The organism is Rhodococcus sp. AC861 (assembly GCF_979256035.1).
Map to the genome: position 1 here is coordinate 32,968 of NZ_CEEDMW010000007.1, position 22,972 is coordinate 55,939.

The window sequence follows — 22,972 nt, forward strand, 5'->3', positions numbered from 1 at the left end:
GTCAGGGACGATGCTCGATCACAGCGCCGTCTTCGTCGCATTCGACGAAGGCCCGTCCTTCTGCCTCGAATTCGCTGCGCAGATCCAGGCCTTCTGACATCGCGTCGATTCGCTCGGACCATTCCGCGCGTACGACTGCCTGCTCTCGCGGGGTGAGCGCGTCGTAGTTCTGCCGACCTGCCAAAACCCCGGCGATGTCGCGTGAGGCTATGTGATGTGAGGCCTCGATCTCACGCCCGACCAGTGCCCAGTGTGCAATCTGTTGGGCTGCGCTCCGGCTCGACGCACTGCCGACCAGCTTCGCCGATGCATACAGTTCATCGTCGACCCGTAGCGATGACGTCGTACCCATGAGCTGCTCCGTTCGTTGTCGTGCACCTAGTGTAGCAATCTGCCACAGCTATGTACTGCCGGATGATGACTAGCTGTCAGCAGTAACCCGAGCCGCCAGGAACGCTTCCGGATCGATCAGATCAGCCTGCCCGACGATCGATCCCAGGTCGGCTATTCGCTCCACTCCGGTCAGCACCATCTCCTCCTCGACGGTCCCCTCGGCGTAGCCGTAATAACAGGTGGACGTCGTGTGGTTGTGGTCCTTGTCGATGCGGTTCGCTCGACCCTCGATCTGGCGGATGTCGATGGGTGTCCACCGGGGGTCATGGATCAGCGTCACCCGGGGCGCGAGAGTGGACGTCGTGCCTTCGGGCAGCAGCATCTCGTTGGTGTGCAGGTTGATGGCGCTCGTCGTGGTGGACACGATGACGGTGGCGGCGCCCGTCTGGAAGCGCCGGATCGCGGCCTCTTGCTCCGGACTGCTCATGCTGCCGTCGACCACCGCAACTGCAAGCCCGCCGTCGCGCAAGTCGTCGGCGAGAGCGGCGACGGACTCGCGGTAGAACATCGACACGAACACCTGGTTGCCGGCCTTCACCCACGTGCGCACTTGGTCGGCGGACGCGGGAATGCGGAGGTGCGAACACTTCTGGCGGAACCGCAGCGTTGCAGCGCGAACACTCGGATTCTTCTGCAGCACCCGTTTGCCGCCGGACACCTTCCACATCGGCAGACCGACCTCCTTGCGGTAGTCGACCCATGCAGAGTTGTACAGCCGCTTCTGCGCGGCGGTCAGTTCTTGCCCGAGCGGTTCACGTGGTGTGGGCGGGGACGGTCGCGAGATCGACCACGGCACAGCACCTCCCGACAACCACCCGTGCACGGCGGCGATATCGCGCTCGCGACGGGCAGCATCCTCCGGCTCCCAGCGCCACGTGGCCAGCCCTGTCGACGCCTTGCCGGCCTTGATCGCGAAGCCGGACTCTTCGAGGAAGTTGGCCCACTTCACGGTGAGGGCGTAACCGAGCTGGTCGTCGTCGCCCACGATTTCGACGCCGCGTGACTGCTCGATCGCGCGCGCCATGTACGCGAAGTGCAGCGGCTGGTAACCGGGGGTCGCGGACATCCACACCACCGACCGCGCGGCTTCCTGGTAGCGCCACACGATCTGCGACTGCTGCGATTCGATGTTCATCAACGCATGGCACTCGTCGGCGATGACGACGTCGATCTCGAAACGCAGTTCGCCGAGTGTGATCGTTCGCTTGTTCTGTGTCCGTTTGCGTTTCCCCAGATCGGTGTCCGGTGGGACCGACAGGAGCTTCTTCGTCGACTGGTACGTGACCAGAAGCCAGCGCTTGCGGTCGGAGGGCTCGATATCGGCCTCACTGTCCGCGATCGTCCGACGCCACCCCGGTAGTGCTCCCTTCGGTGCGACGACCAGGACGGTGCCGATCTCGGCAGCAGACATCTGCCGCACCGCCTCGCACACTGACAGGGTCTTGCCCAAGCCGGTGGAGTCCATCTGTGCGAAGTAGGGGAAGCCCTCCTCGAGGGCAGTGAGCTGCCGGTGCACCGATTCGAGCTGGGTGTCGCGGGGCAACAGCGAACGGGCATGCACTGTCTCGGGGCGCCAGGTCTCGTTGGCGTCGTCCTCGAGCCACCGCTGCAGGCTGTACGGCATCGACTCGTACGGCTGCAGGTACTCGGGCAACTCGGTGCCGTAGTACGCGAACACTCGTGGGCCGGGGTACCAGCGGGCTCCCGCAGCACTCGCGGCGGAGCGGTCCTCGAAGGGAACGTCGAGCACCCACACGCGCTCACCGGCGTCGGGCACGCGCAGGTCGGGAGCTGCGGTCTTCTTCGCGGGTGCGCGGCGCTTGGTCGGCTTCTTCGCGGTGCCGGCGAACTTGCGGGCTGCACTGCTCTGCCCAGCCTTCACAGTGCGAGTCGTGGTGGAGCGTCTACGTGGTGGCATCGGGAACATCCTCTCCGATCGCAACTGGTGGTCACGACAAGGGTCGTCGGCGGGAGTGGGGTCCTGTGCCGTGGGAACCTGGCACTGCCGAGAGTGGCATCGACGTCCGACACCGTCGACAAGGTTTGATACGACCGCGCCGTATCCAACCCTGTGGCCATAAGGTTGGATATGGCCCGGTGTAGGGGCCTACCTCGGTCCTTGCGTTGCTCAGCACGCCAGGGGCGCGGTGGGCCCAATGGCCGGTTTATCCGGTGTGACAAAGTCAGTGCAAATATCAATTAGCGGAATGTGTGAGTGAACAATCGACTTCACATCCGTGTCAGTACGCACTGCTATGTTGATGTTGACTCCACTCGGACGGCAACCCCATCGCTCTTTTCAATCGGGAGACGCATGCCTGAACAGAAGAAAATCCTGTACGTCGACCTCGACAACACGCTGGTCGATTTTCAATCCGGGATCGACCGACTCCACCCCTCCGAGATCGTCGGGCTCGAGAACGACCTGGACGAGGTTCCGCGCATCTTCTCGCTCATGGATCCGATCGACGGTGCTTTGGACGCATACACGCTGCTCGCGGAGCATTTCGATACGTACATCTTGTCCACCGCTCCGTGGAAGAACGCCCAGGCGTGGCACGACAAGGTCAAGTGGGTGCAGTGGCACTTGGGATACGAAACGGGATCGGTGGCCTACAAGCGCCTCATCCTCTCTCACCACAAGAATCTCAACCGGGGAGATTTTCTGGTGGACGATCGAGGTGCAAACGGTGCGAAGGAATTCGAGGGTGAGTTGATTCCCTTCGGTACCGAGAACTTCAAGACCTGGGCCCAGGTCACGAAATACCTGCTCCCGCTGGCATGACCGTCGAGAAGGGTCTGTTCGCACAATTGTCGGTCAGCGCAGAGATGCTCAGCAGGACGGGCGACCTGAATGAGTCGACCGCACCCACCCCGTGGCTGATGAGGCAGGTCCTTGCATCGCAGCACGACGCCGAACAGTTGGCCCAGTGGACGTCGTCGACGGTGATCGACGACAACGTACAAGCACCGGTGTTCGACGAGGCAACCTTTGCCTGGCTCCATCGAGGCCTGCCCGGTGGTTACGAATTCCCCATCGGCCATGCGGGACTCATGCACACCTACGGCTACCTGCTGTCGACGGTGGTCACCCCGTACGGATTGAAGCGTCAGAGGTGGCTTACGAACGACCTGGCCATCGCGTTCGGCAAGGAACCCACGTACCTTCACCCGACGGCATCCGAGACGCCGATGATGGAGCGTGTCGCGTCGACAGTGCTGCCGGCACTGGCCGACCCACGTCGAACCGCACGCGCCGTCCTTGCTTTCGACGAGGTGATCGACAGTGGAAACTCGATGCGCACCGTCTACGTCGCGGATCCCCGAAGCGGTTCGACCGCAGTCGTGTACGGACTGGTGACGAGTTCGACGGCCCAGATCGTATCTACCTTCCCCGTCCAGCCCCTGACGGAAGAGTGGGCGCGGACTCGCCTGAGTGAGCCGACCAGATACCGCTTCAACTACGCCCCACCCGCAGCTCGACCGGGGAGTGCCTTCGAGGGGTCGACGGAGCTCCTGGTGTCCCGCGTCTGACGCTCACGTCAGCCGACCTCGACGACCTCCAACGCACCGTCCGCATGTGACCCTCGCAGCCGCTTCTTGTCGAACTTGCCGACGCTCGTCTTGGGTACCTCGTCGATGAAGGTCCATCGTTCGGGCAACTGCCAGTGCGCAACTCGTCCGTCGAGGAAGTCGCGCAGCTCGTCCGCGGTCACGGTCTGACCGTCGCGGACGACGACGGCGACCAGTGGCCGCTCGTCCCATTTCGGGTCGGGCACGCCGATGACGGCGGCCTCACGCACGGCCGGATGTTCCATTACGTGGTTCTCGAGTTCGACCGACGAGATCCACTCGCCGCCGGACTTGATGATGTCCTTGGACCGGTCCGTCAAGGTGAGGTACCCACCCTCGGAAATCGTGCCGACGTCGCCCGTCCGCAGCCACCCGTCGTCGAACTTGTCCGCCGAGTCGACCTTGTAGTAGCTGCCGGTGATCCACGGCCCCCGCACTTCGAGTTCGCCGACATGCTTCCCGTCCCAGGGCAACACGGCACCGGAGTCGTCGACCAGCCGCGCTCGCACCGCGGAGACGAAACGTCCCTGGGTGCAGCGCAGGTCGAATTCGTCTTCCGGCGACAAGCCGACGTCGGGACGACCCGACGTTCCGAGAGGGGAGGTCTCCGTCATGCCCCACGCCTGCGAGATGTGGATGCCGTACTTCTCGTGGAAGGCCCGCAGAAGACTCGGCGGGCACGCGCTGCCGCCCACGGTGACGTCGCGCAGGCTCGACAGGTCCGCCGGGTGGTCCTCGAGGTGGACCAGAAGTGCCTGCCAGATCGTCGGAACAGCGGCCGCGGCGGTCGGCTTCAGAGTGGTCATCATCTCGGCGAGCGGCGCAGGCTGCAGGAAGCGGTCCGGCATGATGAGCGACGCCCCCACCATCAGCGCGGCGTACGGCAGTCCCCAGGACATGGCGTGGAACATCGGCACGATGGCCAAGACCGTGTCGGACTGAGCGAGTGCCATCGCATCGGTCATGCAGACCTGCATCGAATGCAGCCAGATCGACCTGTGCGAGTAGACGACGCCCTTCGGATCTCCGGTCGTTCCGGAGGTGTAACACATTGCGGCAGCCGAACGTTCGTCGAGCTCCGGCCAGTCGAACTCTTCCGGGTTGCCGGCGAGGACGTCCTCGTAGCCGAGCACCTCGATGCCCTCGGGGGCCTGCACCTGAGTGGGGTCGGCGCCCACGACGATGAGATGGCGGACCGTCGACATGGTCGGCAGCAACGGCGTCAGCAGGGGGAGCAGGCTGGCGTCGGCGATGATGACGCTGTCCTCGGCGTGTTCGACGATGTAGGTGAGCTGCTCGGGGAACAGGCGAATGTTCAACGTGTGCAACACGGCACCCATGGCCGGCACGGCCATGTAGGCCTCCATGTGTTGCGAGTTGTTCCACATGAAGGTGGCGACGCGCTGATCGCCGTCGATACCGAGTGCTCGGAGGCCATGTGCGAGCTGCGCGGCCCGTCGCCCCAAGTCGGCGAACGTGACGGTGGACGGACCGGTCTCGCTCCACGTCGTGATCTGTGCCGACGCGTGAATGGATGTTCCGTATCGGACGAGCTGGCCGATGGACATCGGCGTGTCCTGCATGGTGCTCTTCATGACTCTCCTGCTGGTCGATCCGCGCGGCGCGCAAGCAACGTGCCCTGCGTCACATTGTGCACACTGCGGACCGGCAGGTGTCCGATATCAGTCCTTGTAGTAGACGACCTGGTGACCGGTGGCGAGCAGAGTGCCGGTGGTGCTCCACAACTCGGCCGTCTGATCGAAGTAGCCCTTGTGGAAGCGTCGGGCATGGGCTGTGGCGAGGACGAAGTCGTCGGACTGGGCCGCCAGATCGTCTGCGGTAGCGAAGTAGTGGACCGTCAGCGAGATCGTGCCGGCGGCGACGTACTTTCCTCGACGCTGGAAGACGCGGGGGTAGAAGATGTCGCTCATCGACGTGAGTGAGGTGAAGTCCAGCGGGCGGGGAGGGGAGTCGCGAACCCACAGCGTCGCCACGGAATCGGCCGCTTCCGTCTCCGTCAACGCGCCGGCGGTGAAGCGCATGTCGTAGTTGTTCGCCCAGGCGATGAACTCCGGGAAATCGACGGACTCGACGTCGGAGGGCGCGGGTACGGAGGGAGGAGAGGACTCGAGCGAGTCCCAGGTTTCCCGTCGGGTACCGAAGACGGCGGTGGCCGTCGTGGCAACCGTTCCGTCCTGGCTCAGTTCGAGGTACCAGTGCTGGTTGCTGCGATTGGTGCGCACGGCGCGGGCCGAAATCTCGAAAGCGCCCTCGGCGACGGGCCCGGCGAAGTTCACTGTGAGGGAGACAGGGTCACCCAGTCGGGCGGGGTGCATCTCGACGGCGCGGATCAGCGTCGCCGCGGTGACGCCGCCGAACGGGCCGACCATGTTGTTGTAGGGCTTCGACGTATGGCCTCGATAGAGTCCGTCGCCGAGGTTCTCCAGCGACAGGGCGTCGTCGAAGACATGGTGTCCCGCGTGGCTCATGGTGATCCTCACTCCGTAGTTATGCGAGGAAGCATAACTCGCAGCCCGGCGATCGAGCCGAAACTCCCTCCGAAAACTCTGCGAGGCGAACGCCGACGTGTTAACGCTAACAACAGCGTCTGCCCAGTTCGGGGAGCACGTTGACAACGGTTCTGTTATCGCTCACACTCTTCAAGCGGTGTGACTCGGACCACAGGCGTTCATGCGTACGCGACGTGGCATGACGAACACCTCGGAGCTCGAAGCGGGTCGGACGCGCGCCGACCATGAACGACCACCACCACCAGGGAGACACGATGAAGTTCCGATATCTACCCGTAGCTGCTGCCGCGGTCGCCATCGCGATCACGGTGTCGGCCTGCGGATCGAGCACCAAGGACGCTGACGCTCCGACGACCGGAGGGGACACGGCCGGCGCTCTGATCGGTGTCACCATGCCGACCAAGTCGTCCGCTCGATGGATCGCCGACGGCGACAACCTCAAGAGCGCGCTCGAGTCGAAGGGCTACAAGGTCGACCTGCAGTACGCAGAGAACGACATCCCCACCCAGGTCAACCAGATCGAGAACCAGATCACCCAGGGCGCGAAGCTGCTGATCGTCGCCTCCGTGGACGGCACCGCCATCACCACGCAGCTGCAGGAAGCCAAGGACAACGGCATCGGCGTCATCGCGTACGACCGCCTGATCCGCAACTCGCCGAACGTCGACTACTACGCCACCTTCGACAACTACAAGGTCGGCGTCGACCAGGCCACGTCCCTGCTGGTCGGCCTGGGCCTGAAGAACGAGGACGGCACCGACAAGGCCGATGCCCCCGCCGGCCCGTTCAACATCGAGGTCTTCGCCGGTTCGCCCGACGACAACAACGCCACCTTCTTCTTCGACGGTGCCATGGAGACCCTGAAGCCGTACCTGGACAAGGGAACCCTGAAGATCGGCAGCGGTGAGTCCGACTTCGAGACGGCCGCAACCCTTCGTTGGGACCCGGCGACCGCTCAGAAGCGCATGGAAGACCTGCTGACCAAGACGTACTCGTCGGGCCAGAAGGTTCAGGGCGTGCTCTCGCCCTACGACGGCCTGTCCATCGGAATCCTGTCCGCGCTCAAGAGCAACGGATACGGAACCGCCGGTCAGCCTTACCCGATCGTCACCGGTCAGGACGCAGAGGTTCCGTCGGTCAAGTCGATCATCGCCGGTGAGCAGTACGCCACCATCTACAAGGACACCCGCGAATTGGCGGCGGTCACCATCCAGATGGCACAGGCAGTTCTCGAGGGCCAGACCCCCGAGACCAACAACACGACCGATTACGACAACGGTGAGAAGGTCGTTCCCGCCTACCTGCTGCAGCCCGAGATCGTCTACAAGGACAACTACGAGAAGCTTCTCGTCGACGGCGGCTACTACACCGAGGATCAATTGAAGTGAGTTCGGCGATGACGAGCCAGATCTTGGAAATGCGCGGGATCACCAAGACGTTCCCGGGCGTGAAAGCACTGCAGGATGTCACCTTGACCGTGGAGCGCGGCGAAATTCACGCGATCTGCGGCGAGAACGGCGCAGGAAAGTCCACGCTCATGAAGGTTCTGTCGGGTGTGTATCCCCATGACACATTCGACGGCGACATCGTGTTCGACGGTCAGGCCTGCGAGTTCTCCGACATCCGGAGCAGCGAAGCCAAGGGCATCGTCATCATCCACCAGGAACTCGCGCTGAGTCCGCATCTGTCCATTGCCGAGAACATTTTCCTCGGCAACGAGCGGTCCAAGCGCGGGTTCATCGACTGGAACCGCACCAACTCCGAGGCCGCAGCCCTACTGAACCGTGTAGGGCTGCGGGAGAACCCGGTCACCGTCGTCAACGACCTCGGTGTCGGCAAGCAGCAACTCGTCGAGATAGCGAAGGCACTGTCCAAGGACGTGACACTGCTGATCCTCGACGAACCGACCGCAGCACTGAACGATTCGGATTCCACCCACCTCCTCGAATTGCTCCGCGGTCTGCGGGACGAGGGCATCACGTGCGTGATCATCTCGCACAAGCTCAACGAGATCGCGGCCATCGCCGACCGGACCACGATCATCCGGGACGGTCGGACCATCGAGACGCTGGACATGCGCAACCCGGATGTCACCGAGGATCGCATCATCTCGCTCATGGTCGGCCGCGATCTCGAGCACCGCTTCCCGCCGCACGAATCCACGGTGGGCGAGGAGGTGCTGCGGATCGAGGACTGGACCGTGCACAGCCCCACCCAGCACGGTCGGACCGTCGTGGACAAGGCGAATCTGACGCTCCGCCGCGGGGAGATCGTCGGTCTCGCCGGGCTGATGGGCGCCGGCCGCACGGAACTGGCCATGAGCGTCTTCGGACGCAGCTACGGCACGGACATTTCCGGACGGTTGTACAAGTACGGCAAAGAGATTCACGTCAAGTCCGTCAACGACGCGATCGAGCACGGACTCGCGTACGCGACGGAGGATCGCAAGCGCTACGGCCTCAACCTGATCGACGACATCAAGCGCAACATCTCCACCGCGGCCCTGGACAAGTTGGTCGCACACGGATTCGTCGACGACAACCACGAGTACGAGGTTGCCGAGGGCTTCCGCAAGAGCATGAACATCAAGGCTCCCAACGTGGAAGCCGTCGTCGGCAAGCTGTCCGGTGGCAACCAGCAGAAGGTCGTGTTGAGCAAGTGGATCTTCAGTGATCCGGACGTGCTCATTCTCGACGAGCCGACGCGAGGAATCGACGTCGGCGCCAAGTTCGAAATCTATTCGATCATCAACAGCCTCGCCGACGCAGGAAAGGCCGTTCTCGTGATCTCGTCCGAGCTGCCCGAACTGTTGGGGCTGTGCGATCGGATCTACGCGCTGTCCGCAGGCCGCATCACCGGTGAGGTGACTCGGGAGGACGCGACGCAGGAATCTCTCATGCATCTCATGACCCGTGGAACAGGAGTACTTCGATGAATCAGCTGTCGACCGTCCGGGGGCTGCTCACGCGAAACCTCCGCCAGAGCGGGATCTTCATCGCCTTCGCGTTGATCATCCTGCTGTTCACCGCGCTCACCGGTGGCCAACTCCTGGTGCCGCAGAACATCAGCAACATGGTGGTGCAGAACTCCTACATCCTGATTCTGGCCATCGGCATGGTCGTCATCATCATCGCCGGCCACATCGACCTGTCCGTGGGATCGGTGGTCGCGGCCACCGGCGCCATCGCGGGTGTCCTCATGGTTCAACAGAACGTGCCATGGCCGCTGGCGGTGCTGATCACGCTCGTCGTGGGCGGCTTGATCGGAGCGTGGCAGGGCTACTGGGTCGCGTACTTCGGCATCCCCGCGTTCATCGTCACGCTGGCCGGCATGCTCGTTTTCCGAGCTGTCACCCTCATCGTGCTGGGCAACCAGGGCATCGGGCCGTTCCCCGGTCCGGTGCGGACATTGTCCAACGGCTTCCTCCCGGGATTCCTGGGCAACGTCGGCCTCGGACCCCTGGGCGGCGCCGACATCTTCACGCTGCTGGTCGCCATCGCTGCCATCGCCGGAATCGTGTTCAGCCAGTGGCGGACCCGCACGGGACGGCAGAAGTACGGCCAGGTCGTCGATGCGTTGCCGCTGTTCATCGCCAAGGTCACCTTCGCCGGACTTCTCGTGCTGGCCATCGCTGTTCAGCTGGCCCGCTTCAAGAACCTGCCGTACGTCCTGATCCTCCTCGCGGTGCTCGTCATGGGGTACTCCACGCTGGCCGGTCGAACGGTGTTCGGTCGCCACGTCTACGCCATCGGCGGAAACATCCACGCCGCGTCGCTGTCGGGCATCAAGGTCAAGCCGGTCACGTTCTGGCTCTTCGTCAACATGGGTGTGCTGTCCGCCCTTGCCGGCATCATCTTCGCCGGCCGACTCAACCAGGCCGGCCCCACCGCCGGTAACGGATTCGAGCTCGACGCCATCGCGGCCGCCTTCATCGGTGGTGCAGCCGTGCAGGGCGGTGTCGGTCGCATCGTCGGCGCTCTGACCGGCGGACTGATCATCGCCGTCATCAACAGCGGAATGTCCCTTATCGGATCGCCCAGTGAGCGAGTCCAATTGGTCAAGGGACTGGTGCTCCTCGCCGCTGTCGCATTCGACATCTGGACGAAGCGTCGCGCCGCCAGCGGTCGAGGCGGTAAACCGGACAAGGCCGAGAAACCGGCACCGTCGAATTACATGGGTCTCCCGGTTCCGGCTGAGATGCTGGGCGGCACCACCCCGTCCGCACCCGGCCCGGCCGTCACCGTGCCACCCTCCACGCCCAACTAGACAGGCAGGAAGCGCTCGGGCGTGCTGAGATCAGGTACGACCATCGAGCGAACGGGGGGACGATGACGCCGACACGTGGACCGGCCATGACAGACGTGGCCCGACTCGCAGGCGTGTCCCACCAGACCGTGTCCCGCGTGATCAACGGTCACCCGAATGTCACCGAAGCAACGAGAACTCGGGTCAACCAGGCGATCACACAACTCGGGTATCGGCCCAACACCGCTGCTCGTGCATTAGTGACCGGCAGCAATCGGACTATCGGCATCGTCGGGACCGGTCATGCTCTGCACGGACCGGTCTCGACGCTGTACAGCGTCGAACGTGCTGCCCGACAAGCCGGTTACTCGGTACTCGTGGGCGTCCCTACGTCGCTCGACGAGGACGCGATCAATGCCTGCGTCCGCCGATTGCAGAAGCAAGGTGTCGACGGCGTCGTCGTGATCGCGCCTCTTCGAACCGACAACAACGATATCGCCGGCTTGGCAGGGGACCTTCCGCTCGTCGCGGTGGAGGGCTCGCCCGCCGGGGAACTGGCCGTGGTGTCCGTCGACCAGGTCGCGGGAGCGCGAGAAGCCACGTCGCACCTGTTGGAGCTCGGGCACCGCGAGGTGTGGCACGTGGCAGGTCCGCTCGGCTGGTACGAGGCAGCCGACCGGGTGAGCGGCTGGCGAATGGCCCACGAGGACAGGGGTATCGATCCGCCGCCGATCCTGAACGGGGATTGGACCGCCAAATCGGGATGCGCCGCCGGCACTGTCCTGGCGCAGATCGCGGGTGTCACCGCAGTGTTCGCGGGGAACGACTCGATGGCCCTCGGGGTCCTGCGCGCTCTCGATGCTGCCGGCCGAAGCGTTCCGCGCGACGTCAGCGTGGTGGGCTTCGACGACGTGCCCGATGCCGAGTTCTACTCGCCTCCCTTGACCACGATCCGTCAGGAGTTCGGCGAAGTGGGGATCCGGAGCGTCGAGATCCTGCTCGCGCAGATCGAGTCCGGCACTAGAAGTACACGGCGCTTCAGCATCGCGCCCAGGTTGGTGACCAGAGCGAGTACGGCTACGCCCGCGGGGTGAGCGGGGAGCACTGTCGCGGTCCTGCCCGTCCGATCCGAAACGACGCGCGCTGTCGGAACCGCCGGGTACGTTTTGACTCGTCGCGCTCCACAGGCGGCGTCGAGCGTACGAGGGAGTGCCACAGATCGTGACCGTGACGGACACAGAACTGATCAACACAGTGACTCAGGCCCTGACGGACGACGTGTCTGTCACCGACGAGATCGCGTACGTCGTTCTCGCGGCACTGGAGGGCGACGCCGAGCTCGCCAGTGAACTTCACGGAACCGTGGAACACGAGGCGCTGCAGCCGGACTCACCCGCGTCCCAGGACGGTCCCGTCGGGGCATTCGTGTCCTCCATCGAGGTGACCGGGTTCAGGGGCATCGGTCCGACGTCGAGATTGTCCCTGGTACCCGGGCCTGGCATCACGGTGGTGTCGGGACGGAACGGATCCGGCAAGTCGAGTTTCGCGGAAGCACTGGAGTTCGCTCTCACCAGCAAGTCGTACCGCTGGAGTGCGAACAAGAAGAGCGTCGTGTGGGCCTCGTCCTGGCGTAACATGCACCACGGCGGCGAGGCGTCGATCCGTGTGGGGCTGACCATCGACGGGCGACCCGAGACCACGGTCGGTGTCGACTGGCCCGCTGGGGCGGAGCTCGACGATGCCGCATTCTGGGTGCAGGAGAAAAAGGCGGCGAGGTCGACCGGAACGGACACCCTGGGGTGGCGGGACGCACTCGATTCCCATCGACCGATCCTGTCGTACGACGAGGTCGGCCGGATGTTCGAACAAGAACCGTCGGCCCTCTACGACGCCATCGCGAAACTACTGGGGCTCGACGCGGTGGCGGCTGCAGAGAAGCGCTTGGCCGAGAGGCACGGCGAGCTGAAGAAGCCGCGCACCGCAGCGACCCAGTCGAAGAAGTCGGTCAAGGTGGCAGTCGAAGCGTCGAGCGATGAACGTGCCGCTGCGGCGTTCCAACAGCTCCGCAAGCACAAGCCCGACCTCGACGTCGTCGCGGGCATCGCGACAGGTTCCGAGGCTGCGTCGTCGACGGTCGTGGCGGCCCTGCGGCGTCTAGCCACACTGCAGACAGTGGAGATCGGCGAGACCGAGCACGCGGTGGCGCGATTCGACACCGCCCGAGACGCTCTGTCAGCCGTGACCGGCGTGGTGGCTGACACGCAGGAACGGTTGCTCGACTTGTTGTCCGCCGCCCTGGAACTGCATCCCGGCGGCGACGGTCGCCCATGTCCCGTGTGTGGTGAGGGGACCTTGGACGACGCCTGGGCCGAGCGTTCGCGACTCACACTCGAGGCGGGTCGAACGGACACCCAGCGATACCGCGACGCGAAGTCGGATTTCGATGCAGCAGCGCGCTCTCTGCGAGACCTGGCCCTCTCCGCACCGCCTGCAGACGATGACGCAGGTGGACTGGACCTCGAGGTCTACCGGGCCGCTCGTGACACAGCGCGGACCGTGCCCTCTGACGCGACGTCTCTGGGCGACCACGTCACAGCATCTCTGCCGGTGCTCATCGACGCCGCAGCCGGGGTGCGAGAGCAGGCAGCGCAGGCACTCGCCCAGTTGGAGACCGAGTGGACGCCCCTCGCGGAACAGCTGGCCCGATGGGTCGACCTCGAGCGCGAGGCGCGCGCAGTCGAGGAACAGCTCACCCGCGTCGACGCCGCGAGGTCGTGGCTCACGGGTCACATCGATGTCCTGCGCGACGAGCGCTTGGCGCCCATCGGCGATCAGGCCCGTCGCATCTGGTCGATGCTGCGGCAGGAGTCCAACGTCGATATCGGTCGAATCACTTTGGAAGGCCGCGCGACTCGGCGTAAGGCCACCATCGAGGCGTCGGTCGACGGTCAGTCGACGGGGGCCCTGTCCGTGATGAGTCAGGGCGAACTGCACGCTCTGACGTTGGCGCTGTTCATTCCGCGTGCGACCACCGAGGGAAGCCCGTTCCGCTTCCTGGTTCTCGACGACCCCATCCAGGCGATGGACCCGGCCAAGATCGACGGATTCGTCGACGTTCTCGTCGACCTCGCAGCCACACGCCAGGTCGTGGTCTTCTCTCACGACGATCGACTGCCGGCTGCGTTGCGCCGACGGTCCATCGGCGCCCGACTTGTGGAGGTGACGCGCGAGGCGAAATCCTCGGTCCGGCTGGCCGAGGCCGACACACCTGCGCAGCGTTACGTCGCCGACGTTCACGCCACGGTGCGAGACGAACGGCTACCCGACGAGGTCAAGCGCCGCGCAGTGCAAGCGATCTTCCGCTTGGCGATCGAAGCGGCAGCGTGGGATCGCTACGTCAGGACCCGGACTGCCGACGGCACCGCATGGGTCGATCTGGAGCGCACGTGGTCCGAGACTCAGAAGACCAGAGGCCGGATCGCGCTGGCGATGGGGAAGTCCGACCAGGAGATCGGTGCGTGGCTGTCCTACCGAGAGTGGAGAGGCGGCTCGCTGCACTACGCCAACAAGGGTGTGCACGGCGCCGGCTCCATCCCGACGAAGTCGCACGCGAGCGATCTGAATAAACTTGTCGACGAACTCCTGGCAGTGCAGTGACGGCGCCCGCGGAATTGCTCGGGTACTCCCGGCGACTTCTCGAGGAGGAACCGGTTACCGGCCAGAATGCCCGGCTCGCAGCAGTACTCGCCCGGCAGGCGCTCGAGTCGATCGTGGAGACGCGCTGCTCAGCGGTCGACGAGGGTGTCGTGCATGCCAGCATGAGAGTGAAGCTGATCGTGTTGTATGCGCTTGCGCCCGAGGATGAATCGGTACGCACACTCGACTATGCCTGGGGCCGCCTGTCTCAGGCGTGCCATCACCACGCCTACGAGTTGTCGCCCACCGTTACCGAGGTGCGCAATCTGTGCGAATCTGTCGCCGGGTTCCTGGTCGACGCGTGAGCATCAGCCACTGGTCTGTTCCCTGATCGACTCCAGGTGACCGCGCAGATCCTGCATCCCGTCCGCCGTGAGACCGAGCGCCTCGCCGTGCTCGGTGGCGGCAGTCTCGAAGATCTTGACGAGCGGCGCGTACTTGCGCAGCAGCTTGGTCCGCTTCGCGTCATCTGCGAGGTACTTCAGGCTGCCGGCGTTGTCGACGAAGTCGGACACCTTGACCAGGAATACCTTCGGGTCGCGGATCACGGTCGTGATGTGCTCGGCGTACTGCGTTGCGCGATCCTGGCCGTTCTTCGGCGGGGTGGTCACGGCATCGACAAGTCTGGCGACTTCCGCGCCGAAGTGGGTCTCGATAGCGCCGAGTGCAGTCAAGCCGCCCAGCACCTCGACAATGCGGTCGGACTGGTCTTCGACGGTGTCGTGAAGGGCCGTAGCCACCAGAACATCGAGCTGCGAGCATCCGTACCTGCTCAGTCGCAGCACATTCCGAGACGGATGCGTGATGTAGGGGTCGTTGATCTGATCGCCGCGCGCAGTACGTCGTTGCGTCAGGTGTGCGTACGACGCGACAGCGAGCGCGTCCTGCAGAGAGGAGGTGTCGAGTCCGCGGCCACCTACCTCGTAGCGAATGGCGTGGGCGAGTAGCGATGGATCCATGTCTTTCAGCGGCACGTTCTGCACAGCACGGGTGATGGCGTCGGACGTCGACGGCATGGTGTCCTTTCGGTCGGAGGTCAGGAAGTGCGGGGGAGATGGTCGACGAATTCGTACGAGCATCCCAGGGAACTGCGCTTGTCCGTGACACCGTTCTGTCGGAACCACGCGACGCACGCGTTGGCGATCAGCTGCGTGTCACGGGTGAACAGGTAGCCGTCCGTGCAGTCGTCGAAATGATCGTCGTGATGCCAGTGATCCAGTTCCAACCCCTCGACACCATGGTCGGCCAGTCGGAGTCGCTGGAGAACGGCTCGCGATCGGCGCACCATGTACACACCGTCGTCGAGGACGTGGATCTGCGCGTTGAAGACGTCCCCCTCGTCGTCGGGATCGTAGTCGTTGGGACCGAGTTCGATGATCAGTCCGGCGGGCTTGTCGTACATCGATTCCATCAACCATGCTGCGGTGCCGTCGGAATCGTCGACGGGCAGAACTCGGCCGTATCCGTCGGTGATGTTGTCGAGTAGGCCACCGCTGGGCAGGGGAGCTATCCATGCGTCGATGGCGTCGCCGTTCCTGCGAAGGTTCGCGATACCGTCGTCGGTCAACCAGGCGGGGCCGTGGAAGAACTGCTCGACGCCCGACATGCCGTCCGAGTTGGTGTACTTCGCGTACCAGTTGTCCAGGTCGACATCCTTGTCGGTGACGACGACGCATCTGGTGCCGTCGATGCGGAGTGCGTACTGCCACTGTGGGATTGCAGTCGGTCGCCTGTCGACGCGCGGACGAGAGTGCTCCCGTTTCCACACCGCGGTCTCGACTGCTCTGATGCGCGTGATGGACCACTCACCGCTGATGGAGTGCAAGGATTTTGCCGTGAGCTGGCAGGCCCAGGACACGTCGCGGTCGCGCCTCGACACGATGATGTGGTCGAGTCCGTTCTCGGCGACGACGGCGTCGGCGCGCTCGCCGAACGGGAAGTGCCGGGCGAGCTCGATAGCGCCGTGATCGGCATCGAATGGCTCGACCTCGATGATGACGGTGTACCGAGTGCCCTCACTCGCCGGCAGTCGGCGAGTGCGGGGTAGGCGACTGTCGGCCATGTGGGGGTTAGTGGACCAGAGGTCCGATCTGCTCGTCTCGACACCGAGGACGGTCCACTCCTTCGCGAGCCTGTCGACAGCATGGAGAGCGGCCTGCCCTGAGACCCACCATCCGCTACCGGGTACGTCGAGGACGACGCGTGCGTGACCGAGCAGGGAACGGTCGATCCTGGCCGCGTCGTCACCGACCAGGTGCAGCAGCCGGAGATATTCGTCCGGTTCGATCTGGTCGAAGGGTCGGTCGATCTCGACTGCGATAGTGAAACCGGGATTGCCGGCGGGGATACCGCCCAAGCCGCGACTGTCGTGGTCCATGGGTTCTCGATTCTGTGCGAACAGCTAGCTCGACGTCGGAGAACCGAGCGTCGCCGGCAGGAATCATCCGTCTGCCTACTCACTGTGTACAGCAGGGCACCGACATGTTTCGGGCCCGAACCCACTCGTCCTCTACGCGCGCTCCATCACCCGCCGTGCCCGCTTCGCGACTGCTTCGTCGATGAGGTGGCCGTCCTGGTCGACCCCGGCCCCACCGGACTCGAGGGCCGAGAGCACGGCGCGTGCTCGGGTGACGTCCTCGGGCGTGGGCTCGAACACCGCGCGCGCCGCCGGGACCTGGGCCGGGTGGATGCACGCGCGGCCCACGAAGCCGAGACGCGACAGTGACTGCGTGTCCGCGGTGAACGCGTCGAGGTCGCGGAAGTTGCGGGACACGGCCCCCAGCGGGGGGAGGAGGCCTGCGGCGGCGCTGGCCGCGACCACCTGTGACCGCGCGAACAGCAGCGCGCTGGGGTCCGATTCGCCGTCGATACCGAGGTCGACGGCGAGATCGGCCTCACCGATCTGCAGGAAGCGCACACGGGGTCCTCGCGCGATGGCGAGCGCGTCGAACAGCGAGGCACCCGTCTCGAGCAACGGCGACACCGCGGCGTGCGGACACACGTCGGCGAGCACCCGATCGGCGATCGCGATCTCCTCGGGTGATCCGACCTTGGGGAGCCACACCCCGGTCAGCCGGGGATGTGCCACCGCGCGAATGTCGGCTTCCTGCAGCGGGCCCGGGTTGACGCGCACCCAGACCTCGACGTCACCGGGCTCGCACGCAGCGACCCAGGCGGCGACCTCCGCGCGTGCGGAGTCCTTGTCCCGCAGAGCGACTGCATCCTCCAGATCGAGCACGACGGCCTCCGCACCCGAGGCGAGCGCTTTGTCGAAGCGGGCCGGCATGTCGCCGGGGACGTAGAGGTAGGTGAGCGCCGCACTCACCCGATCACGCTCGATCCCGCGACCAACGACTTCGCGATGACGGTGCGCATGATGTCGTTGGTTCCCTCTCCGATGGCCATGAGCGGCGCGTCGCGGTAGAGACGCTCGACGACGAACTCGGTCGAGTAGCCGTAGCCGCCGTGAATGCGCATGGCCTCGAGGCTGGCGGTGATGGCGGCCTCCGACGCGAAGTACTTGGCCATGCCCGCCTCCATGTCGACGCGCTTGCCCGAATCCGCCTGCGATGCAGCCCAGTAGGTCATGAGTCTGGCCGCCTGCAGCTGCGTGGCGATGTCGGCGATCTTCAACTGGATCGCCTGGAACTCGGCGATGGGCTGCCCGAAGGCGGTGCGCTCCTTCGCGTACTGCAGCGCGGCGTCGTAGGCCGCCTGCGCGATTCCCACACTGCGACCCGCGATGTTGAGTCGGCCGATCTCGAGTCCGGACAACGCCTGCTGCAGTCCACGGCCCTCGACGCCGCCGAGGAGTGCGTCGACCGGCACCCGGACGTTGTCGAAGCTGATCTCACACGACTCGGTGCCCTTGTAACCGAGCTTTCCCATGTCACGCTGGACCTCGAAACCTTCACTGGTGGTGTCGATGAGCAGCAGGCTCATGCCCTTGTGGGGAGGGGTGGCGGAGGTGTCGGTCTTCACCAGCACGGGCAGGACGTTCGCATGCCGCGCGTTGGTGATCCACGTCTTCGCGCCGTTCACGACGTAGTGGTCGCCGTCGCGCTTGGCGGTGGTCTTGATGCCCTGCAGGTCGGTGCCCGCACCTGGCTCGGTGAGGCCGACGCCGGTGCGCCACTCACCGGTGGCCAGCTTCGGGAGCAGAGACTGCTTCTGCTCATCGGTGCCGTGCTTGGCGATCATCCAGCACGAGAGGTTGTGGCTGCCGACGATGCCGGCGATGCCCATCCACCCTCGGGCCAACTCTTCGTAGACGAGAGTGAAGGAGACCTTGTCGAGTTCGAGGCCGCCGTATTCCTCCGGTGTCGTGATTCCGAACAGGCCCATGGCCTTCATGTGGTCGACGATCTCGGTGGGGTAGCGGCCGGTCTTTTCCCACTCGTTGGCGACCGGGACGATCTCCTTGTCCACGAAGGTGCGCAATGCCTTACGGAACGCCGTCTGCTGTTCGTCGTACGTGAAATCCATGGTGGTGTCCTTCTTCCAGGCGAGGGTCAGGGGGCGGGCGCGATGGCTGCGGCGAGATCGAGCACGGCGGAGAGGTCGTGTTCGTCGGCGAGTCCGAGAACGCGATCGGCGAGTTCGTCCGCACGAGCGTCGTGGCCGCAGTTGCCGAGAAACTTCTCCCGCAGTGCCGCGTCGTCGAGTGGGAATGCGCTACTGCCGCGACTTCCGCCGACGTCTCCCACGAGCACACGGCCGTCGGCGAGGGTGATGGTGGCGTGTCCGGGAGCGGCGGCCGCGGGCCCGTCGGTGGGACGTTCGACGACGCGGACCGTGCGCGCCGTTGTCAGCACGTCGGCTCGGGCGATCGACGCGTCGGTGTAGGTGGATACGTCGACCACGCCGTCGCGCAGCAACGCGGCCACGCTCCACGGCAGATCGAACTTGCCGTCGTACGTGCTGCGCGGGGAGGCGACGCCCGTGTTGGGTCCGCACACGAACGGGGTGGAGTCCGGGTGGACCAGCACCTCGATGTCACGGATGTCGTCGATGTGGATGTCGTGGCCCGCGACAGCGGCGGACACCGCGTCGAGGGTGACGTGCATCAGCTGGCAACTGGGGTACGGCTTGATGCCGATCCCCAGTGCTTCCCAGCGGGTTCCGAGATCGTCGGTCAGAACGGTCAGGTCGACGGGTCGATCGGTGAGTGCCGCATAGATACCCCGTCGCCCTTCCAACACGGAGCCCGGTCCGGTGGCGCCGGCGGCTGCGAGGCGGGTGGCCAGGATGCCGTTGAAGCTGGCCGTGCCAGGGTGCAGCGCTTTGGTGTCGGCATCGGTGTCGAGGAATTCGAGCAGGCCTGAGCTCGACGATCCAGCGATGCCGAGAGCGTTGACCAGGGTCTGGCTGTCGAACTTTCCGAGTCGACCGGCGACGACGGCCGTAGCGAGCGGGCCCACCGCCGCGGTCGCGTGGATTCCCCGAGCGTGGAAACCGTGGGGACTGACAGCGCCCAGCCGGCAGGCCGTCTCGAGGCCGAGTGTCGCGGCGGTGAGTACCTCGGCACCGGTGGCGTGGGTCTGCTGGCCGACGGCGAAGGCTGCCGGCAGGGTGACGGCGGTGGCGTGGACCAGCGCGCCAGCGTGCGTGTCGTCAAAGTCGAGCGCGTGCACCAGAACGCCGGTGGCCAGGGCGGCGGCGGGTGCGGACAGTGCTCGGTTCCCCGTCAACGGGCGGGCCTCGGGAGGGCCGCCGAGACCGTCGGCGACGGTCCAGGCGGCGCGTCCGTGGCCCAGACGCTGCGCGGCCACCGCGGTACCCACCGAATCGAGCAGGTGACGAGCGGTCGCGTGCCGCACGGCCGGCGGCACATCGTCGAGTGTCACTCCCGTCGCCCACTCGGTCAGCACGGTCGAGGTCACGCGTGTGCCTCGGCCGTCACCTCGCCGAAGGCGCCGCTACGGCGCAGGGTGGCGATGGTCTCCTCGTCGTAGCCGAGTTCGGCCACAATCTCCTCGAGGTTCTCCCCGCGCTGCGGTGCACGTCGGTATTCGGGACGCTGCGGCCCGAAGTTGACGGGGGAGGCGAGTTGGCGCACCGTGTCGTACACCGGGTGCTCGGTCTCGACGATGAGATTGCGTGCGAGCGTGTGGGGTTCGGTGAGCGCGTGCGCCACGTCGTTGATCGGTCCGGACGGAACGCCTGCCGGGCCCAGCAGCGACAACCAATGTGCGACGGTGTCGGTCGCGAACACGTCCTCCAACATCGGCAGCAGAACGTCCTTGTTCTGCCCCCGCAGGGAAAAGCTTGCGAAGCGAGGATCGGCGCCGAGATCGGGTCGGCCGATGGCGACGACGAGCCGTTCCCAGAACTTCTCCTTGGCGCAGCCGACGATGAGCCAGCCGTCCGTGGCCTCGAAGGCCTGGAACGGGACCAGCGACGGGTGGGCCGAATTCTTGGTTCGCACCGGCTCGAAACCCGCGTTGAGATGCCACGTCGCGGGGTACGTCAACAGCGACATCGCGGTGTCGTACAGCGACACGTCGCAGTCCCCGCCGACACCGTCACGCCGCGCGGCGTGCAGACCGGAGAGCAGGCTGATCGCGGCGACGAACCCGCCCGAGTAGTCCACCAGCGAGAGACCGGATTTGGTGGGTGGGCCGTCGGGATCACCGGTGACGCTCATCCAGCCCGCGAGTCCCTGCAGGATGTAGTCGTAACCTGGTTCCTTCGCGCGCGGACCGGTCATACCGAACCCGGTCAGGCTGCAGCAGACGATAGCGGGGTTGAGGTGCTTGAGATCGTCGTACGTGATGCCGATCTTGGCGGGAACGTCACCGCGCAGGTTCGAATAGACTGCGTCGCTGGACTTCACGAGGTCCTCGAAGACGGAGCGCCCGGCGGGTGTGGAGAGATCGAGCGACAGACTGCGTTTGTTGCGGTTGAACGTCTCGAAGAAGAGCGAGTCCTCGCCCTCGTTGAACGGCGGCACGTACCGGCCGACGTCACCGCCGACGTTGGGGTCCTCGATCTTGATGACGTCGGCACCGAGGTCGGCGAGGTGAAGACTGCCGAACGGGCCTGCGCCGTACTGTTCCAGCGAGATGATGCGGACATCCTCGAGTGGTTTCATCGTGCGTCGCCTTTCGTGTCGGACGGCAGCTGCAGCGGACCGCTCTGCGCCTCCGGGAAGTAGTTCTGGCCGATGCCGCTCTCTCGCGTCGCCACCATGACGGAGCGCTTCCACGAGATGACCTCCACGCCATCCTGATTGAGGCCACGGGTGATCATCGAGACGATGCCGGCATAGGGGCGGGACTCGGAGAGTCGCAGGCCCGTGCAGATGCTTTCGGCGTACAGCGTGTCGCCCTCGTACACGGGATGAGACATCTTGATGTCGGTGAACGCGAGATTGGAGATCGCGTTCTGGCTCATGTCGAGTACGGAGATGCCGAGAATCACCGCAACCGTGAAGCCCGAGTTCACGATGACGCGCCCCTCGGTGATCGGGTTCTGCGCCGCGAGATGTGCGTTGAAGTGGTTCTGGTTCGTGTTCATCGACAGCAGCGTGATCCACGTGTTGTCGGCCTGCGAGACGGTGCGTCCCAGAGGGTGCTGGTAGACGTCACCCACCACGTAATCCTCGAAGAAGCGCCCTAGAACGGCCGGATGGACTGCCACGGTGTCTCCCTGTGTCGGTCGGCGAAGCCTGCACCTGAACCATAAACATCAGATGATTAGACCGTCAAGGGGTAGATCTGACCGGATCTGCAGGATCCGATGCGGTCGATTCTGAGGAAAGAGCAGATGTTTGGTGCTACTGGGTGCGCAGCTTGTCCATCTGTCGGTAGGAGCCGCCCAGATGGTCGAGGTGGCGACGCATCATGTCCATCGCGGACATCGAGTCGCCCGCGGCGACGACGTCGAGAATCGCCCGATGGTCATGGTCGACGCACTGCCAGAAGCCCTCCGGCGCGTGATCACGACCGAATCGCTTCGACAGCACCCGGAACACCGGTGCCGTGATGAGTTCGAGCAGGGGATTCTGCGCAGCGCGCAGCAGGACGAGGTGGAACTCCTGGTTCTTGACGAAGGTCTCCGGCCCCTGGGCGTCGGTGGGATCGAAGATCGAGGCGCGCAGTTGATCGAGGTGGTCCTCGGTGCGGCGGAAGGCGGCCATGCCCGCCGCAGGCACCTCCATGAGGTTGCGTACCTCCATCAGCTGGTCGACAGTGACGGCATCGGCCGTGGTCATGAGCGCGACACCGGTTTCGAGGTGCTCGCTGATGTGGCCGACGCTGGGCACCGCCACGAAGCTGCCGCCCGTGACGCCGCGAGTGGTGAGGATCAAATTCTGGCTCGCCAACGACCGTAGGGCTTCGCGGATGGTGCTCCGGCCGACGCCGAACTCCGCCGTCAGTTCCGTATCGCTGGGGAGGCGCTCACCCGGCTGCAGTTCGCCCGACAGGATGCGGTCGCGCAGTCGTGTCGCGAGTGCGGCGTAGGCCGGCGTGCTCTTGGCGCTCGGATCGGCGGTCGAGGATTCGGGCACTGAGGCGGGCCTCTCGGTCGGT

General features: G+C 65.0%; 20 protein-coding genes. 8 read left to right on the forward strand and 12 right to left on the reverse strand.

Annotated elements, in window-relative coordinates; translation table 11 throughout:
* Position 1 precedes the first annotated feature (1 nt).
* Entirely contained in the window at positions 2-352 is a 351-nt protein-coding gene (locus AC0IX4_RS20420; protein WP_052493090.1) for a TA system antitoxin ParD family protein, read from the reverse strand.
* Between the two features lie 69 nt (positions 353-421).
* Complete coding sequence (locus AC0IX4_RS20425; RefSeq protein ID WP_471830775.1) at positions 422-2,311, reverse strand: helicase-related protein; 1,890 nt, start codon at positions 2,309-2,311, stop codon at positions 422-424.
* Between the two features lie 396 nt (positions 2,312-2,707).
* On the opposite strand from AC0IX4_RS20425, the gene AC0IX4_RS20430 reads away from it, so the two are divergent.
* Together AC0IX4_RS20430 and AC0IX4_RS20435 are read left to right on the forward strand one after the other, a co-directional pair.
* On the forward strand, positions 2,708-3,178 hold the full coding sequence (locus AC0IX4_RS20430) for a 5' nucleotidase, NT5C type (protein WP_471830777.1): 471 nt from the start codon (positions 2,708-2,710) through the stop codon (positions 3,176-3,178).
* Entirely contained in the window at positions 3,175-3,927 is a 753-nt protein-coding gene (locus tag AC0IX4_RS20435; RefSeq protein ID WP_471830778.1) for a hypothetical protein, read from the forward strand. Before AC0IX4_RS20430 ends, AC0IX4_RS20435 begins: the two co-directional genes overlap by 4 nt.
* Before the next feature lie 8 nt (positions 3,928-3,935).
* Here the strand turns inward: AC0IX4_RS20435 and AC0IX4_RS20440 are convergent, their stop codons facing one another.
* Entirely contained in the window at positions 3,936-5,561 is a 1,626-nt protein-coding gene (locus AC0IX4_RS20440; protein ID WP_471830779.1) for a long-chain fatty acid--CoA ligase, read from the reverse strand.
* Positions 5,562-5,648: 87 nt separating this feature from the next.
* Complete coding sequence (locus AC0IX4_RS20445) at positions 5,649-6,461, reverse strand: acyl-CoA thioesterase (protein WP_442971145.1); 813 nt, start codon at positions 6,459-6,461, stop codon at positions 5,649-5,651.
* 290 nt (positions 6,462-6,751) lie between these two features.
* Between AC0IX4_RS20445 and chvE the strand changes: the two genes are divergently transcribed.
* The 6 genes from chvE to AC0IX4_RS20475 all read left to right on the forward strand — a co-directional run bounded on the left by chvE (position 6,752) and on the right by AC0IX4_RS20475 (position 14,743).
* Positions 6,752-7,885 carry a multiple monosaccharide ABC transporter substrate-binding protein gene (gene chvE, locus AC0IX4_RS20450; protein WP_471830781.1) on the forward strand — a complete coding sequence of 378 codons (1,134 nt, stop codon included), beginning with the start codon at positions 6,752-6,754 and terminating at the stop codon, positions 7,883-7,885.
* 8 nt (positions 7,886-7,893) lie between these two features.
* Entirely contained in the window at positions 7,894-9,432 is a 1,539-nt protein-coding gene (mmsA, locus tag AC0IX4_RS20455) for a multiple monosaccharide ABC transporter ATP-binding protein (RefSeq protein ID WP_056074307.1), read from the forward strand.
* Positions 9,429-10,763, forward strand: coding sequence for a multiple monosaccharide ABC transporter permease (mmsB, locus tag AC0IX4_RS20460; RefSeq protein ID WP_042572945.1), 1,335 nt, complete (start codon positions 9,429-9,431; stop codon positions 10,761-10,763). The genes mmsA and mmsB overlap by 4 nt, the downstream gene beginning before the upstream one ends.
* 86 nt (positions 10,764-10,849) lie before the next feature.
* Complete coding sequence (locus tag AC0IX4_RS20465) at positions 10,850-11,836, forward strand: LacI family DNA-binding transcriptional regulator (RefSeq protein WP_471830783.1); 987 nt, start codon at positions 10,850-10,852, stop codon at positions 11,834-11,836.
* Between the two features lie 133 nt (positions 11,837-11,969).
* Positions 11,970-14,399 carry an AAA family ATPase gene (locus AC0IX4_RS20470; RefSeq protein ID WP_471830784.1) on the forward strand — a complete coding sequence of 810 codons (2,430 nt, stop codon included), beginning with the start codon at positions 11,970-11,972 and terminating at the stop codon, positions 14,397-14,399.
* Positions 14,396-14,743 carry a hypothetical protein gene (locus tag AC0IX4_RS20475; RefSeq protein ID WP_471830785.1) on the forward strand — a complete coding sequence of 116 codons (348 nt, stop codon included), beginning with the start codon at positions 14,396-14,398 and terminating at the stop codon, positions 14,741-14,743. Before AC0IX4_RS20470 ends, AC0IX4_RS20475 begins: the two co-directional genes overlap by 4 nt.
* Positions 14,744-14,746: 3 nt before the next feature.
* On the opposite strand, the gene AC0IX4_RS20480 is transcribed toward AC0IX4_RS20475, so the two are convergent.
* From AC0IX4_RS20480 to AC0IX4_RS20515, 8 genes are all read right to left on the reverse strand, one after another.
* Positions 14,747-15,454 (reverse strand): HD domain-containing protein, encoded by a 708-nt coding sequence (locus AC0IX4_RS20480; protein WP_471830786.1) that lies wholly within the window; start codon positions 15,452-15,454, stop codon positions 14,747-14,749.
* A gap of 20 nt (positions 15,455-15,474) precedes the next feature.
* Complete coding sequence (locus AC0IX4_RS20485) at positions 15,475-16,815, reverse strand: hypothetical protein (RefSeq protein ID WP_471830787.1); 1,341 nt, start codon at positions 16,813-16,815, stop codon at positions 15,475-15,477.
* 132 nt (positions 16,816-16,947) lie between these two features.
* A complete protein-coding gene (locus AC0IX4_RS20490) occupies positions 16,948-17,763 on the reverse strand; it encodes an HpcH/HpaI aldolase/citrate lyase family protein (protein ID WP_307091752.1) in 816 nt (271 codons plus the stop codon).
* On the reverse strand, positions 17,760-18,923 hold the full coding sequence (locus AC0IX4_RS20495) for an acyl-CoA dehydrogenase family protein (RefSeq protein ID WP_027504872.1): 1,164 nt from the start codon (positions 18,921-18,923) through the stop codon (positions 17,760-17,762). Before AC0IX4_RS20495 ends, AC0IX4_RS20490 begins: the two co-directional genes overlap by 4 nt.
* Positions 18,924-18,949: 26 nt before the next feature.
* The gene (locus AC0IX4_RS20500) at positions 18,950-20,320 is read right to left on the reverse strand and encodes an MmgE/PrpD family protein (RefSeq protein ID WP_042572948.1); all 1,371 of its coding nucleotides are present in this window, start codon (positions 20,318-20,320) and stop codon (positions 18,950-18,952) included.
* On the reverse strand, positions 20,317-21,531 hold the full coding sequence (locus AC0IX4_RS20505) for a CaiB/BaiF CoA transferase family protein (protein WP_042572949.1): 1,215 nt from the start codon (positions 21,529-21,531) through the stop codon (positions 20,317-20,319). Before AC0IX4_RS20505 ends, AC0IX4_RS20500 begins: the two co-directional genes overlap by 4 nt.
* Complete coding sequence (locus tag AC0IX4_RS20510; RefSeq protein WP_027504875.1) at positions 21,528-22,079, reverse strand: MaoC family dehydratase; 552 nt, start codon at positions 22,077-22,079, stop codon at positions 21,528-21,530. Before AC0IX4_RS20510 ends, AC0IX4_RS20505 begins: the two co-directional genes overlap by 4 nt.
* A 136-nt stretch (positions 22,080-22,215) precedes the next feature.
* On the reverse strand, positions 22,216-22,950 hold the full coding sequence (locus AC0IX4_RS20515; protein ID WP_027504876.1) for a FadR/GntR family transcriptional regulator: 735 nt from the start codon (positions 22,948-22,950) through the stop codon (positions 22,216-22,218).
* Positions 22,951-22,972: the final 22 nt, after the last annotated feature.